Below are 15,694 nucleotides of genomic sequence, written 5' to 3' on the forward strand. Positions count from 1 at the left end.
TGGCGTCAGAGCCGCGGTTCGCGCTTCATCCGGCGCTTGATCGCCTTGGCCGAGACGAGCGCGAACGCTCCGCCGAACGCGAAGCCCGCCAGATGCGCCGACCACGCCACCGCCCCGAAGGCCGGCCCGACGAAGGTGTAGACCAGCTGCAGGCCGGCCCAGAGCCCGATCAGTACCGCGGCCGGCATGCGCACGAACTGCAGGAACAGGCCCAGCGGGACGACCAGGCCCAGCCGGGCGGTCGGGAACAGGGCGAGATAAGCGCCGATCAGCGCCGAAACTGCGCCACTTGCGCCGATGATGAGCCGATCGGGCGTGCCGATCGCGAGCACCGTCGCCAGATTGGCCACCGCGCCGCCGACGAGGAACAGGGTCAGGAACCGCCACGGTCCCATCGCCCGTTCGGCCGGCACGCCGAAGATCAGCAGAAACAACAGGTTGCCGACCAGATGCGCCCAGTCGGCGTGCAGGAACAGGGCGGTGACCAAGCGCGCCAGATGGCCGTCCGACACCGCCGCCTTGAGTTCGGGCCAGGAACGGAGGTCGCCCGATAGCGCCCCCCACTGCATCACCAGCTGCTGGCGCTCGGCCTCCGGCAGCAGGATCGTGGCGACGAAGCTGCCCCACAGCAGCAGGAACAGCGTGGGCATGGCCCAGGGCAGCGGCGGCTTCTCGCGAGGGGGGATGGCGACGAACACGGCTTGGCGGGGCGCTCCGGTCGGGCCCGGGCATCATGCGGCACGGCCCGGGCGACGCCCAGCTCCCCGCCCGATGGCCTATTGTTAGGTGAGGGTTAAAGGCTATATTCGGTCCCGCATGGTCGCCGTCAAACGGGCCAGCCACAGAAGCCGGCCCGACCGGCACAGCACAAAATTCCTTCGGAGAGAGACATGCAGAACGGCTTCATGCGCTTCACCGCGCTCGCGCTCGGCGTCGCCGGCGTGTTGACGCTGGGCAATGCCCATGCGTCCGGCTTCCAGATCCGCGAGAACAGCGTCAAGAACCTCGGCCGCGCCAACTCCGGTACCGCCGTGGCCAAGAACGACGCTTCCGTCGTGTCTAACAACCCGGCTGCGATGGTGAACTTCACCCGCAACGCCGTGCAGGTTGATCTGACGGATATCGACCTCGACGCGGAATTTACTGGAGGCGGCAGCACCGCCCTGCCGAGCCCGCCGTTCCCGCCGACCCCGCTCACTGGCGGAAACGGCGGCGACCCGGGTGATCCGACGATCGTCCCGGCGCTCTCGGCCGTGTTCCCGCTGTCGGGCGCGCTCGACAACGTCACCGTCGGCGTCAGCGTCGACGCGCCGTTCGGCCTCAAGACCGAATACGACCCGAACTGGGTGGGCCGCTACAACGCCATCAAGTCGGACGTTAAGACCGTCGACCTCAACCTCTCGGCTGCGCTCGCCATCACCGACCGCTTCTCGATCGGCTTCGGCGCGATCGTGCAGCGCGCGGACGTCACGCTGTCGAACGCGATCGACGCGGGCACGGCCATCTGCTCCACGAACCCGGCCACCTGCTTCAGCCCCGTCTCGCCGTTCCATCCGCAGGGCAATGACGGCACCGTGGAAGTGCAGGGCGACGACACCGGCCTCGGCTGGCGCGTGGGCCTGCAGTGGCGCCCGACCGATGCGCTGACCATTGGCGTGGCACACCGTTCGGAGATCGACCACGATCTGCAGGGCGACGCAACGTTCACGATGCCGTCGGCTGTCATGGCCGTCGCAGCGTCGCGTTTCCAGAACGGTGCGATCTCCGCCCCGCTCACCACTCCGAGCGTCACGACCGTGTCGGTCGAGTACGACTTCAGCGACAGCTTCCGCCTGATGGCCGACTATCAGGCCACCGATTGGCATTCGCTCAAGGCCGTGCAGATCTTCCGCGCAGGCGGCGGCGTGCTCGGCAATGAGCCGTTCCAGTGGAAGGACACGAACTTCTACTCGCTCGGCGGAGAGTGGGACCTGAGCCCGACCTGGACGCTTCGTGCCGGTATCGCGCTGGACGAGTCGCCGACCAACGACACGTACCGCACGCCGCGCCTGCCGGACGCGGATCGCAAGATCTTCTCGCTCGGCGCTACCTGGAACGTCAGCGAGACGTTCAGCGTCGATGCGGCGTATATGCGCATCAACGTTGACGATCCGACCATCAACGGTGCTACGTCGTCGAGTGGTTCGAAGCTGACCGGCGTGTTCAACGCGCACGCGGATCTGTTCGGTGTGGCGGCGCAGTTCAAGTTCTGATCGGCTGCAACCGTGTCGCTAAAAAGCCCCGCTTCGGCGGGGCTTTTCTTTTGGCCGCGTGCGAGTTCTTTCTTGCTTGCTCGGCTGCTCGGCTGCTCGGCTGCTCGGTTGCGTTGCGTTGAAGCGAGAGCGTTCGTGCTCTGCGCGCTCGAGTTACTTTTCTTTGTTGGTGCAAAAAAAGGTAACCAAAGAAAGCGCCTTCCCCGATCAGATCTACAGCGCGCGATCGTGTGAGTTTTCCACGATCCGCACACTTGCCATCCTGGCTCGGGTGCGGACGGCGCACATCCGTGTGCGCCGCCCTTCGGGTTTCACGAATGATGTGGTTGTCGAGAGGAGTTGGTGCGTGGCTCCGACGCTTTGCATGGCCTTCGGTGCCTCGTGATCTGAACTCGAGTTTGTTTCGAACGCACTGGCGCGACGCACGACCACGTCCGACGATTGATGTGGGCGCTTGGCTGTTCCCGCTGCACCTCGACGGTGAGATCGCCAAAACAAAAAGCCCCGCATTCGCGGGGCTCTTGTGCATCTGTGCCGCGTGCTTCAGTCGCCCAGCGTCAGCAGCGATGCATTGCCACCCGCGGCCGTCGTGTTGACGGTGATCGTCTTCTCCGTCGCGAAGCGCGGCAGGTAGTGCGGGCCGCCGGCTTTCGGGCCGGTGCCCGACAGGTTCTGGCCGCCGAACGGCTGCACGCCGACCACCGCGCCGATCTGGTTGCGGTTGACATAGCAGTTGCCGACCTTGATGCGGCTCGCGATCTTGTCGATCGTCGCGTCGATGCGCGAATGCACGCCGAGCGTGAGGCCGTAACCGGTCGCGTTGATCGCGTCGATCACCACGTCGAGCTGGTCGGCCTTCCAGCGGATTACGTGCAGCACCGGACCGAACACTTCGCGATGCAACTGGTCGAGCGAGCGCAGCTCATACGCGCGCGGCGCGAAGAAGCTGCCGTGCGCGGCGTTCTCGCCGAGGCCGACTTCAGCGATCTTCGCGACCGCTTCCTTGTCCATGCGCGCCGCGTGTTCTTTCAGCACGCGCAGTGCGTCCTCGTCGATCACAGGGCCGACATCGGTCGACAGCAGCCCCGGATCGCCGACGACGAGTTCGGCCATCGCGCCGGCAAGCATCTTGGTTACCTTGTCGGCGATGTCGTCCTGCACGAACAGCACGCGCGCGGCGGAGCAGCGCTGGCCGGCCGAAGTGAACGCCGAGCCGATTGCATCCTTCACTACCTGTTCGGGCAACGACGACGAATCGGCGATCAATGCGTTCTGGCCGCCGGTCTCGGCGATCAGCACGCCGATCGGTGCGTTCTCGCGTGCGGCGAGCGCACGGTTGATCGCACGTGCGGTGTCGGTCGAACCGGTGAACGCGACGCCGACGATGCGATCGTCGCGCGTCAATGCGGCGCCGACGGTGGCCCCGTCGCCCGGCAGGAACTGCAGCACCGCTTCCGGCACGCCGGCTTCGTGCAGCAATTTCACCGCGGCGAAGCCGACGAGGTTGGTCTGCTCGGCCGGCTTGGCGATCACGCAGTTGCCCGCCGCAAGCGCGGCGGTGATCTGGCCCAGGAAGATCGCGAGCGGGAAATTCCACGGCGAGATGCACACGAACGTGCCGCGCCCCGACAGCTGCAGCGTGTTCGATTCACCGGTCGGGCCGGGCAGGGCCTCGGGCTTGAACAGCGTGCGCGACTGCTCGGCGTAGTAGCGCAGGAAGTCGACGGCTTCGCGCACTTCGGCGATGCCGTCCGGAATCGTCTTGCCCGCTTCCTTGGTGCACATCGCGATGTACGCCGGCATGCGCTGTTCGAGCAGGTTCGCGGCGTGCTCGAGGATCGCGGCGCGGCTGGCGGCCGGGGTCGTGTTCCACGCATCGTGCGCGGCGCTTGCATTGACGAGCGCACGCTCGACGAGCGCGGTATCGGCAGCGATCCAGTGACCGACCACTTCGCGACGATCCGAAGGATTCGTCACCGCGATGCGTTCGCCCGATGCCTTCGCGCCCGCGACGAGCGGCTCCGCGAACCACGGCTGCGCGGCCGCGGCATTTACCTGGTCGGCGAGTGCGCGCAGCGCGTCGTCGTTGGCGAGGTTCACGCCCATCGAATTGCTCCTGGAAATGCCGAAGCTGCGGTAGAGATCGACCGGCAGCGGAATGCGGGGGTGCGGGATCGACTCGAACTGCGACACGACGTCGATCGGGTCGCGGATGAGTTCGTCGACCGGAATCGATTCGTCGGTGATGCGGTTGACGAAGCTCGAGTTCGCGCCGTTCTCGAGCAGGCGGCGCACGAGATAAGGCAGCAGGTCTTCGTGCGAACCCACCGGCGCATACACGCGACACGGCACGTTCAGGCGATCGGCGGGAATCACTTCGGCATACAGGTCGTCGCCCATGCCGTGCAGCTTCTGGAACTCGAATGCGCGGCCGGCCGCCATGCGATGCACGTGCGCAATCGTCTGCGCGTTGTGTGTCGCGAACATCGGGTAGATCGCATCCGACGAATCCAGCATCTTGCGCGCGTTCGCGACATAGCTGACGTCGGTATTCGGCTTGCGCGTGAACACCGGATAGCCCGGCATGCCGTCGACCTGCGCGCGCTTGACCTCCGCGTCCCAGTACGCGCCCTTGACCAGGCGCACCGGAATGCGGCGACCGGTGCGACGCGCGAGATCGGCGATGAAATCGACGACTTCCGGGCAGCGCTTGGAATACGCCTGGATCGCGAGGCCGAACCCTTCCCAGCCGGCGAGCGACGCATCCGAATACGCACCGGCGATGACGTCGAGCGACAGTTCGAGGCGATCGGCTTCTTCCGCATCGACGGTGAAGCCGATGGCGTACGACTTCGCGAGCTGCGCGAGTTCCAGCACGCGCGGCGTCAGTTCGGCGGCGACGCGCGCGCGTTTGGCGTGCTCGTAGCGCGGATGCAGCGCGGACAACTTCACCGAGATCGACGGCGCGGCGAACACGGCGACCGCGTGCGACGGATCGACCGTGCCTTCCTTCGCCGCGTGCTTGCCGATCGCATGAATCGCCATGCGATACGCGTTGAGATAGCGGTCGGCGTCGGCCCGCGTGAGCGCGGCTTCGCCGAGCATGTCGAACGAATAGCGATAGGCCGCGTTGTCGCCCTTGCGCGACCGCGCGAGCGCTTCGTCGATCGTGCGGCCCATGACGAACTGGTGGCCCATGATGCGCATCGCCTGGCGCACGGCGAGGCGAATGACGGGTTCGCCGACGCGGCCGACCAGGCGCTTGAAGGCGCCGTGCACGTCGCGCTTGGTGTCGTCGGCGAGGTCGACCAGATGGCCGGTCAGCATCAGGCCCCAGGTCGACGCGTTGACCAGTACCGACGGCGACTGGCCCATGTGCCGCTTCCAGTCGGCGTCGCCGAGCTTGTCGCGGATCAGGCGGTCGGCGGTCTCGGCGTCCGGAATGCGCAACAGCGCCTCGGCCACGCACATCAGCAGCACGCCTTCCTCGCTGCCGAGGTCGTACTGGCGCATGAAGGCCTCGATCGCGCCCTGGTCGGTCGCGCGGCGGCGCACGCGGGTCACCAGATCGGCGGCGGTGGCCTTCACGGCGGCGCGGTCGGCCTCCGGCAGGCGGGCGAGGTCGAGCAGGCGGCGGACGTGGGCGGCCTCGTCGCGCACCCAGCCGGCGGTGATGGCGGCGCGCGGGCCCGGCGGCGGGGCGGGCAGCTCGGGCGCGATCAGGACGTGCACCGGTGTACCGGGCACGGCGGGGGACGGAGTCGACATCGGATCCCAACAACTGCGACGGAAGCCGCGTAGTCTAGCGATCGCGCCCTCGCGGGTCGCGCGGAATGCCCGGCGGATACGGCTTTCGCGACCGCTTTTGCTTGCCGGGTCCGGCGTGCAGGGCTAACATTTCTCGGTTTCCATAACGCTCTGGCTCCGGCCAGGAGGCGGGCCGTCCCGGTCCGTCGGCGGCTCCCTTTCCTCCCGTCGATCGCGCTGGCGCGCGACGCAGGACGGCAGCCGGCGGAAAATCCGAATTCACGCCAATTTGCTGATCTGGGGCTCCATCTGATGAAAGCCGGTCGTATCAAGCAGTGGGCTGCGGGCCTGGTCGCCCTCACCCTGCCGGTCCTCGCCATCGCGCAGCAGCATCCGGGCGATCCGACCAGTCCGCATCGCTGGCAGCTCAATATGCGCGAGGGCGTGACGCAGATCTCACACAACGCTTATTCCGCGCACATGCTCGCGCTGTGGATCTGCGTCGCCATCGGCATCCTCGTGTTCGGCGCGATGGCCGTGGCGATGGTGAAGTTCCGCAAGTCCAAGGGCGCGGTGCCGGACGTCGACTTCACGCACAGCACGAAGCTCGAAATCCTGTGGACCGTCATCCCGATCGTGATCCTGGTCGGCATGGCGTTCCCGGCGACCCACAAGCTCATCAACATGTACGACGTCCGCCAGTCCGAGATGACCATCAAGGTCACCGGCTACCAGTGGATGTGGAAGTACGACTACCTCGGCCAGGGCGTCTCGATGACGAGCCGCCTCAAGCGCGAGAGCGACTCGATGCGCCAGAGCGGCAAGGTGCCGACCGCGGAGACGAACCCGAACTACCTGCTCGAGGTCGACAACGAGCTGGTTGTCCCGACCAACACCAAGATCCGCTTCGTGGTCACCGCCGACGACGTGATCCACGCGTGGTGGGTGCCGTCGCTGGGCTGGAAGCAGGACGCCATCCCGGGCGAAATCAACGAGGCCTGGGCGCGCGTCGACCAGCCGGGCATCTACCGCGGCCAATGCGCCGAGCTCTGCGGCAAGGACCACGGCTTCATGCCGATCGTCGTGCGCGCGGTGCCCAAGGCCGAGTTCCAGCAGTGGCTGGCCTCGCGCCAGCCGCAGCCCGCCGCTGCGCCTGCCGCCCCCGCGGCTCCGGCCGCCGCGCCGTCGACGACGCCGGCCACGACCTCGCAGCCGGCCACCGCCGCCGCCCCGAATACCGACGCCACGACCGCTCCGGTCGCCGGCTGATCGCACCGAATACGCAGAGGTAGTCCCAATGGCTGTCACGCATCCCGTCGCCGACCATCATTCCGATGAGCACGGCCACCAGCAGGGCTTCATCGAGCGCTGGTTCTTCTCGACGAACCACAAGGACATCGGAACGCTGTACCTGATCTTCTCGTTCACGATGTTCATCGTGGGCGCGTTCCTCTCGGTGCTGATCCGCGCCGAGCTGATGAAGCCGGGCCTGCAGTACTTCGATCCGATGCTGTTCAACTCGTTCACCACCATGCACGCGCTGGTGATGATCTTCGGCGGCGTCATGCCGGCGTTCGTCGGCCTCGGCAACTGGATGATCCCGCTGCAGATCGGCGCGCCCGACATGGCGCTGCCGCGCATGAACAACTGGTCCTTCTGGATCATGCCGTTCGCGTTCACGCTGCTGCTGATGACCTACTTCCTGCCGGGCGGCGCGCCCGCCGGCGGCTGGACGATGTATCCGCCGCTGTCGCTGCAGGGCGGCTACAACGTCGCGTTCCTGGTGTTCGCCGTCCACCTGATGGGCATCAGCTCGATCATGGGCGCGATCAACATCATCGCCACCATCCTCAACATGCGCGCCCCGGGCGTCGACCTGCTGAAGATGCCGATCTTCGTGTGGACGTGGCTGATCACCGCGTTCCTGCTGATCGCCGTGATGCCGGTGCTCGCCGGCGCGGTGACGATGCTGCTGACCGACAAGTACTTCCACACCAGCTTCTTCAACGTGGCTGGCGGCGGTGACCCGGTGATGTTCCAGCACATCTTCTGGTTCTTCGGTCACCCCGAGGTCTACATCATGATCCTGCCGGCGTTCGGCATCGTGTCGGAGATCATCCCGACCTTCAGCCGCAAGCCGCTGTTCGGTTACCAGGCCATGGTGTACGCGACCGCCTCGATCGCGTTCCTGTCGTTCATCGTGTGGGCGCACCACATGTTCACCGTCGGCATGCCGCTCGGTGGCGAGATCTACTTCATGTTCGCGACGATGCTCATCGCGATCCCGACCGGCGTGAAGGTGTTCAACTGGGTCACCACGATGTGGCGCGGCTCGCTGTCGTTCGAAGCGCCGATGAAGTGGGCGCTGGCGTTCGTCATCCTGTTCACCATCGGCGGTTTCTCGGGCCTGATGCTCGCGATCGTCCCCGCCGACTTCCAGTACCACGACACCTACTTCGTGGTGGCGCACTTCCACTACGTGCTGGTGACCGGCGCGCTGTTCTCGATCATCGCGGCCACGTACTACTGGTGGCCGAAGTGGACCGGCAAGATGTACAGCCAGAAGCTCGCGGGCTTCCACTTCTGGTGGTCGATCGTGTTCGTGAACCTGCTGTTCTTCCCGCAGCACTTCCTCGGCCTCGCCGGCATGCCGCGCCGCATCCCCGACTACAACGTCGTGTTCGCGGACTGGAACCTCGTCAGCTCGATCGGTGCGTTCGGCATGTTCGCCACGCCGTTCATCATGCTGTTCGTGCTCTGGCATTCGAAGAAGTACGGCGAGCCGGCGACGGCGCGCGTGTGGGAAGGCGCGAAGGGCCTGGAGTGGACCGTGCCGAGCCCAGCGCCGCACCACACCTTCACGGTGCCGCCGGTGATCCGCGACGGCGACCTCGCCCACGGCGACATCACGCACTGATTCCGTCGACCGAATGACCGGCCCGACCGCCCCGCGTACACCCGACGACCCGCGCATCGCGCGGGCGCGTCGTACTGCGTTGTGGTTCGGGCTGTTCGCGGTCGCCGTGTTCGTCGGCTTCATCGCGTTCACCGCACTCACCCGATGACCGCCGACGCGCGCAATTCCGGCTGGGGCAAGCTGGTGGCGGTGTCGCTGCTGGCCTTCGGCTTCACCTTCAGCCTGGTGCCGCTGTATCGCATCGCCTGCGAGAAGGTGTTCGGCATCAAGCTCGCGCAGGGGCCGCAGCGCGAAGGCGGTTCCGGTGCGGTCGGCACGCGCTGGGTGACGGTCGAGTTCGACGGCAACGTCAACTCCAAGCTCGACTGGCAGTTTCATCCGGATCGCATGTCGATGCGCGTGCAGGTCGGCAAGCCGTACGAGACCACCTACTTCGCGAAGAACGATGCAACGCGTCCCATCGTGGGCAGCGCCGCGCCATCGGTCGCGCCGTCGCGTGCGTCGAAATACTTCGTCAAGACCGAATGCTTCTGCTTCACCGCGCAGACGCTCGCGGCGGGTGAATCGCGCGAGATGCCGGTGCGTTTCATCGTCGATCCGGCGCTTCCGCCGGACATCTCGACGCTCACGTTGTCCTATACCTTCTTCCGCAACGATACGTTGACCGCACGCCTCGGGCCCGCGCCCGCCGGTGTCGGCGCGGCGCCGTGACTGCGGAACCTTGAATCACGACCTACGGAACGCCGACATGGCCCACGCCCATCCCACCGATCGCAACGTGTATTTCGTGCCGCACAGCAGCCGCTGGCCGTTCCTCGGCTCGATCGCGCTGTTCGTCACGATGATCGGCTTCGCCAGCTGGCTCAACGAACTCTCGTGGGGCCGCCCGGTGTTCCTGGCGGGCGTCGCTCTGGTGATGGCCGTGCTCTTCATGTGGTTCCGCGACGTGATCCGCGAGTCGATCACCGGCAACTACAACCGCCAGGTGGACATCTCGTTCCGCATGGGCATGGTGTGGTTCATCTTTTCGGAAGTGATGTTCTTCGCCGCGTTCTTCGGCGCGCTGTTCTACACCCGTCAGTACTCGCTGCCGTGGTGGGGCGGCGAAGGTGACGGCGCTGCGACGCATGCGCTGCTGTGGCAGAACTTCAGCGCCGGCTGGCCGAACAACGGCCCGGGCGCGGTCGGCGGCGAGTTCCGCACGATCCCGGCGTGGGGCCTGCCGCTGGTCAACACGCTGATCCTGCTGACGTCGGGTAGCACGGTGACCGCCGCGCACCACGCGCTCAAGGCCGGTCATCGCAAGTCGCTGCTGGTCTGGCTCGGCCTGACCGTGCTGCTGGGCTGCACGTTCCTGTACTTCCAGTCGACCGAGTACGCCGAGGCCTACAAGGAGCTCAACCTGACGCTGGGTTCGGGCATCTACGGCTCGACGTTCTTCATGCTGACCGGCTTCCACGGCCTGCACGTCACCCTCGGCACGATCATGCTGGCGATCATCTGGCTGCGTTGCGCCAAGGGCCACTTCGATCGCGACAACCACTTCGCGTTCGAAGCGGTGGCCTGGTACTGGCACTTCGTCGACGTGGTCTGGCTCGGCCTGTTCCTGTTCGTCTACGTGCTCTAAGCACCGCGACGCAGGATGCGACGACGGGCCGGCACTCGCCGGCCCGTTGGCGTCTGGGGGTTGCGGTCGGGCGTCAGTGCGAGGGGTTGGAACCGACGCCGTGCAGGTCGATCCAGCCCATCCACGCGGCGAACGCGACACCCAGGAACAGCACGACCGACAGCACGATGCGACGGGTCAATGCATTGACGGTGCGCTTGCTGCCGCCCTTGTCGACCAGCATGTAGTACAGCCCCGCGCCGAGGTTCCAGATGATCGCGATCAGGAACGCAATGACGATCAGCGTTTTCAGCGAATGGCTCACGCGCGGCTCCTACGGGGTTCGGGTGACGATGCGTCGCTGCGCATTATCGCGTCCGGGCGTCCGCCTGTCGTGAGCCGCCGCGGAACGCTGCTGCTCGGCTGGACCTTCGCGCTGCTCACCGCCGCGGGCTTCGCGCGTCTGGGTGTGTGGCAGAGCGATCGCGCCGTCGAAAAGGAACGGCTGCTCGCGAACGTGGCGAGCGTGCTGAAGGACCGCCGCGCCGTGCCGCTGTCGGCGGCGAACGATGCGGCGCAGTCCACGTCGTACGCATGGACTGCGGGCAGCGGCCACTTCGTTGATGCCGCGCCGCTGATGCTCGACAACCAGCAGCGCGACGGCCGCGTCGGTGTGCACGCGTATTCCGTATTCGCGCCCGATGCCGGTACGCCGCTGCTCGTCGATCTCGGCTGGCTTCCGCTTGCTGCCGATCGCGTGCTGCCGAAGATCACGCCGCCGCGCGGAGCGCAGACGGTGCGCGGCCTGCTGGTGCCGCCGCCGTCGACCGGCCTGCGCATGGGCGCGCCGATGGCGAAGCAGGGCGATGCTTGGCTGGTCGTGCGGCTCGAGCCGACCGTCGTCGCAAAGGAACTCGGCCTGCCGGCCCTCGCACCGCGCGTGCTGCGGCTGGATCCCGCGCTGCCGATCGGTTATCCGCGCGATCTCGAGCTGCTGGTCAATACGCTTCCGCCCGAACGCCATCGCGGCTACGCCGTGCAGTGGTTCGGGCTTGCGATCACCGTTCTGGTGACCGCGCTCGTCCTCACGTTCCGCCGGAGTCGCCGATGACCGCCGATACACCGCCCGACGCGCAACGTCGCCGCAACCGCATCACGTTGCTGGTCATCGTCGTGCTGTTCTTCGGCACGATGGCGATCGCCGGCTTGTTGCGCTTCGCCGACATCCATCCGGCCGCGACCAAGCAGAAGGGCGAGCTGCTCGATCCGTACACCGACCTGCGCGATGCACGCCTTCGCGATATCGACGGCCGCGCCTACGCATGGACGCCGATCAAGCGTATCTGGCGCATCGTCGTGCCAGCGCCGAACGAGTGCGACGACGCCTGCCGTCGGCGCGCACACGACATAGGCGTCGTCTGGGAAGTGCTCAACAAGGACGCGCCGCGCGTCCACATCCTGTGGTGGTGCGCGACGTCGAGCTGCAGTTGGCCGCAGGGCCTGGCGGCGCCGACCACGCTGCATGTGATCGCCGGTGATGCGGCGCGTGCGAAGCTGCCGCGGGTGGACGCCGCTGGCGGCCTGCCGGTATACGTCGTCGATCCCAATGGCTTCGTGGTGCTGCGCTACGCGCCCGACACCGACCTCGCGGGCCTGCGCGAGGACCTCAACCGACTTCTGAAGCTGCAATGACGTCCATGGGCTCGACCCCGCGATCCGATTCGGTCCGCACGCCGTACCGCCACTTCCATCGCATCGCGTGGCTGGCGGCGACGCTGGCGCTGTGCGTCATCGTGTTCGGTGCGTTCGTGCGGCTGTCGAACGCGGGCCTGAGCTGCCCCGATTGGCCGACCTGCTACGGCCGTGCGGCATGGCCGACGCAGGCCAGCGACGTCGCGCAACACGCGGCCAACGCGATCCGCGTCGCCGACCCGACCAAGGCCTGGCGCGAGCAGTTGCACCGGCATCTCGCCGCGACGCTGGGCGGGCTGGTGTTCGTGCTCGCGCTGCTCGCCGCGCGCCGCCGTCGACTCGGCATCGCGCAGGTGCTGGTCGCGGGCGTGCTCGTCGGCATTTCGATTCCGCTTTACATGCATGCGCAGTACACGCCGGCCGCCGTGCTCGCGATCGCGGGTGAACTGATCCTGCTCGCCGCGGCGGTGCGGTGGGACAACAGCGATCTGTCCCGCGTCGCCGCACTGGTGCTGATGACCATCGTGTTCCAGGCGCTGCTCGGCATGTGGACGGTCACCTGGCTGCTCAAGCCGATCGTGGTGATGGGCCATCTGCTTGGCGGCCTGACCACATTCGCCTTGCTGCTGTGGATGGCGTGGCGCGCAACCAATCTTCCGATCCGCCTCGCCGAAGCGCGCACGCTGTGTCGCCTCGTCGCGATCGGTGTGGTCCTGCTCGGCATCCAGATCGCGCTCGGTGGTTGGGTGAGTTCGAACTACGCGGCGCTCGCCTGCGGCAACGACTTCCCGAAGTGCGTGGGCGAGTGGATGCCGCCCGCGAATTTCCATCAGGGCTTCGTGCTGTGGCGTGGCGTCGGCGTGGACTACGAAGGCGGCGTGCTCGACGGCGCATCGCGCATCGCGATCCAGCTCGCACACCGCATCATGGCCGGCGTCGTGTTCGTCTACCTGCTCGGGCTCGCGCTGCGACTGCTGCGCACGCCGGGCATGCGCGGCTGGGGCACGGTGCTGGGTGTGCTGACGCTCGCGCAGGTCGCGCTCGGCATCGCCAACGTCAAGCTCGGCCTGCCGCTGCATGTCGCGGTGTCGCACAACGCGGGTGCCGCGCTGTTGCTCGCGACGCTCGTCACGCTGCTCGCCCGCGTGCGCGCGCCGAGGGTCTGATGCACGCACGGAGCCGCCCATGACCGCGACGCTGCGCCAGTACTTCGCGCTGACCAAGCCCCGCGTGGTCGCGCTGATCGTGTTCACCGCGTTGGTGGGCATGTTCCTTGCCGTGCCGGGCCTGCCGCCGTTGCGCGAGTCGGTGCTGGGCTTCCTCGGCATCTGGCTGGCGGCATCGTCCGCTGCTGCGATCAATCAACTGCTCGACTCGCGCATCGACGCGAAGATGGCGCGCACGTCGTGGCGGCCGATCGTCGTCGGGCAGATCACGCATACGCGCGCGCTGGTGTTCGCACTCGTGCTCGCCGCGCTGTCGATGGCGCTGCTGGTGCTGTTCGTCAACACGATCACCGCGGTGCTGACGTTCGCATCGCTGATCGGCTACGCGGTGATCTACACCGTGTTCCTCAAGCGCGCGACGCCGCAGAACATCGTGATCGGCGGCATCGCCGGCGCCGCTCCGCCGTTGCTCGGCTGGGCCGCGGTCACCGGCATGCGCGGCGACTGGGACTGGGCGCATTCGCTGCTGCTGGTGCTGATCATCTTCGTGTGGACGCCGCCGCACTTCTGGGCGCTGGCCATCTTCCGTCGCGACGACTACGCGCGCGCACTGGTGCCGATGCTGCCCGTCACGCACGGCGTCGAATACACGCGCTGGCAGATCCTGATCTACACCGTGCTGCTCGTCGCAGTGACCGTGCTGCCGTGGGCCGCGGGCATGAGCGGGATGTTCTACCTCGGCGGCGCACTGGTGCTCGGCCTTGTGTTCCTCAAGCACGCCTGGCGCCTGCTCGACCCGCCGGACGAGCTGTACGCGATGAAGGTCTTCAACTATTCCATCGTCTACCTGATGGCGCTGTTCGCCTTCCTGCTCGTCGACCACTGGCTGCTTCCGTGGCTCGAGCCGGTGTCGCCGGTGGTGTTTCGACGCGTGGGCTAAGCCACGTCGTACACGGATGGTGCGTTCCGGCACGATGCTGCACGCCCACGCTTTGCGATACTCGGTGTTCCGATCGAACCGAGTCTTCCCGTGCGCCATCGCCTGATCGCCGTCGCAATCGCCACGCTTCTTCCGCTCGCCGCACAGGCGCAGCAGGCCACCGTCGTCACTGCCGATCGATTGCTCGACGTGCGCACGGGGCAGTACGTGGAGCATCCGCAGATCGTGGTGCAGGGCGAGCGCATCGTGTCGGTCGGACATGCGGGCGATGCGGCTCCTGCGGATGCGAAGCATGTGGACCTGCCGGGCATGACGCTGCTGCCGGGGCTGATCGACATGCATGTGCATCTCGACAGCGACCCCACCTACGGCGGCTACACCGGCCTGCAGTTCGGTGATCGGTTCTGGTCGGTGGTCCAGGTGCCGAATGCGCAGAAGACGCTGATGGCCGGCTTCACCACGGTGCGCAACGTCGGCAGCGATGCATGGGACGACGTCGGCCTTCGGCAGGCGATCGAGCAGCACAAGCTGATCGGTCCGCGCGTGGTCACCGCGACATATGCGGTGGGCGCGACGGGCGGACACTGCGATTCGACGTTCTTCCCGCCGTCGATGGACCAGAAGGGGCCGTTCAATGTCGACAGCCCGGAAGACGGCCGCAAGGTGGTGCGCACGCTGCACAAGTACGGCGCGCAGGTGATCAAGATCTGCGCGACCGGCGGCGTGTTCTCGCACGGCGACGAACCCGGCGCGCAGCAGCTCACGCTCGATGAGATGAAGGCGATCGTCGACGAAGCGCACATGGCGTCGCTGAAGGTCGCTGCACATGCGCACGGCGCGGCCGGCATCAAGGATGCGATCCGCGCCGGCGTCGATACGATCGAACATGCATCGCTGATCGACGATGAAGGCATCAAGCTCGCCAAGCAGCACGGCTCGTGGCTGTCGATGGACATCTACAACACCGACTACACGCAGGCCGAAGGCAAGAAGAACGGCGTCCTGGAAGACAACCTGCGCAAGGATCGCGACATCGGCGAGATCCAGCGCGAGAATTTCCGAAAGGCGGTCAAGGCCGGCGTGCACATGATCTTCGGCACCGACGCCGGCGTGTACCCGCACGGCGACAACGCCAAGCAGTTCCCGGTGATGGTGCGCTACGGCATGACGCCGGTGCAGGCCATCCAGGCGGCGACGATCAACGCGTCCGAAGCACTGGCGAACAAGAGCGTCGGCGTTGTGGAAGCCGGCCGTTTCGCCGACATGATCGCGGTATCGGGCGATCCCACGCAGGACGTCACCGTGCTGCAGACCGTGCCCTTCGTGATGAAGGGCGGCGACGTGGTCAAGAACACCCACTAATTCATTCACGCA

General features: G+C 66.7%; 14 protein-coding genes. 11 read left to right on the plus strand and 3 right to left on the minus strand.

Going from position 1 to position 15,694, the window contains the following annotated elements:
* Window positions 1-5 precede the first annotated feature (5 nt).
* Window positions 6-698, minus strand: coding sequence for a rhomboid family intramembrane serine protease (locus ACVWWW_RS02035; protein ID WP_027084096.1), 693 nt, complete (start codon window positions 696-698; stop codon window positions 6-8).
* 192 nt (window positions 699-890) lie between these two features.
* Between ACVWWW_RS02035 and ACVWWW_RS02040 the strand changes: the two genes are divergently transcribed.
* Complete coding sequence (locus ACVWWW_RS02040) at window positions 891-2,252, plus strand: porin (RefSeq protein WP_027084095.1); 1,362 nt, start codon at window positions 891-893, stop codon at window positions 2,250-2,252.
* 543 nt (window positions 2,253-2,795) lie between these two features.
* On the opposite strand, the gene putA is transcribed toward ACVWWW_RS02040, so the two are convergent.
* On the minus strand, window positions 2,796-6,020 hold the full coding sequence (gene putA / locus ACVWWW_RS02045) for a bifunctional proline dehydrogenase/L-glutamate gamma-semialdehyde dehydrogenase PutA (protein WP_027084094.1): 3,225 nt from the start codon (window positions 6,018-6,020) through the stop codon (window positions 2,796-2,798).
* Between the two features lie 291 nt (window positions 6,021-6,311).
* On the opposite strand from putA, the gene coxB reads away from it, so the two are divergent.
* Genes coxB through ACVWWW_RS02070 form a run of 5 tightly spaced genes read left to right on the plus strand, consistent with a single transcriptional unit; the run spans window position 6,312 to window position 10,543 of the window.
* The gene (coxB, locus tag ACVWWW_RS02050; protein ID WP_051235635.1) at window positions 6,312-7,268 is read left to right on the plus strand and encodes a cytochrome c oxidase subunit II; all 957 of its coding nucleotides are present in this window, start codon (window positions 6,312-6,314) and stop codon (window positions 7,266-7,268) included.
* Between the two features lie 28 nt (window positions 7,269-7,296).
* Window positions 7,297-8,916 carry a cytochrome c oxidase subunit I gene (gene ctaD / locus ACVWWW_RS02055; protein ID WP_027084092.1) on the plus strand — a complete coding sequence of 540 codons (1,620 nt, stop codon included), beginning with the start codon at window positions 7,297-7,299 and terminating at the stop codon, window positions 8,914-8,916.
* Window positions 8,917-8,929: 13 nt separating this feature from the next.
* Window positions 8,930-9,064 (plus strand): hypothetical protein, encoded by a 135-nt coding sequence (locus ACVWWW_RS02060; protein WP_456998623.1) that lies wholly within the window; start codon window positions 8,930-8,932, stop codon window positions 9,062-9,064.
* Window positions 9,061-9,627: a cytochrome c oxidase assembly protein gene (locus ACVWWW_RS02065; protein WP_027084091.1), complete on the plus strand. Its 567-nt coding sequence runs from the start codon at window positions 9,061-9,063 to the stop codon at window positions 9,625-9,627. Before ACVWWW_RS02060 ends, ACVWWW_RS02065 begins: the two co-directional genes overlap by 4 nt.
* Window positions 9,628-9,664: 37 nt before the next feature.
* Window positions 9,665-10,543 (plus strand): cytochrome c oxidase subunit 3, encoded by an 879-nt coding sequence (locus tag ACVWWW_RS02070; protein WP_027084090.1) that lies wholly within the window; start codon window positions 9,665-9,667, stop codon window positions 10,541-10,543.
* A 73-nt stretch (window positions 10,544-10,616) separates the two neighbouring features.
* Here the strand turns inward: ACVWWW_RS02070 and ACVWWW_RS02075 are convergent, their stop codons facing one another.
* A complete protein-coding gene (locus ACVWWW_RS02075) occupies window positions 10,617-10,847 on the minus strand; it encodes a twin transmembrane helix small protein (protein ID WP_027084089.1) in 231 nt (76 codons plus the stop codon).
* 69 nt (window positions 10,848-10,916) lie between these two features.
* Between ACVWWW_RS02075 and ACVWWW_RS02080 the strand changes: the two genes are divergently transcribed.
* From ACVWWW_RS02080 to ACVWWW_RS02100, 5 genes are all read left to right on the plus strand, one after another.
* The gene (locus tag ACVWWW_RS02080) at window positions 10,917-11,633 is read left to right on the plus strand and encodes an SURF1 family protein (RefSeq protein WP_027084088.1); all 717 of its coding nucleotides are present in this window, start codon (window positions 10,917-10,919) and stop codon (window positions 11,631-11,633) included.
* A complete protein-coding gene (locus tag ACVWWW_RS02085) occupies window positions 11,630-12,214 on the plus strand; it encodes a hypothetical protein (RefSeq protein ID WP_027084087.1) in 585 nt (194 codons plus the stop codon). The genes ACVWWW_RS02080 and ACVWWW_RS02085 overlap by 4 nt, the downstream gene beginning before the upstream one ends.
* Before the next feature lie 5 nt (window positions 12,215-12,219).
* Complete coding sequence (locus ACVWWW_RS02090; RefSeq protein ID WP_027084086.1) at window positions 12,220-13,380, plus strand: COX15/CtaA family protein; 1,161 nt, start codon at window positions 12,220-12,222, stop codon at window positions 13,378-13,380.
* Complete coding sequence (locus ACVWWW_RS02095; RefSeq protein ID WP_081672331.1) at window positions 13,292-14,320, plus strand: heme o synthase; 1,029 nt, start codon at window positions 13,292-13,294, stop codon at window positions 14,318-14,320. The genes ACVWWW_RS02090 and ACVWWW_RS02095 overlap by 89 nt, the downstream gene beginning before the upstream one ends.
* 90 nt (window positions 14,321-14,410) lie before the next feature.
* On the plus strand, window positions 14,411-15,682 hold the full coding sequence (locus ACVWWW_RS02100) for a Xaa-Pro dipeptidase (protein WP_027084084.1): 1,272 nt from the start codon (window positions 14,411-14,413) through the stop codon (window positions 15,680-15,682).
* Window positions 15,683-15,694: the final 12 nt, after the last annotated feature.

This window comes from Lysobacter sp. HA18 (assembly GCF_054057595.1).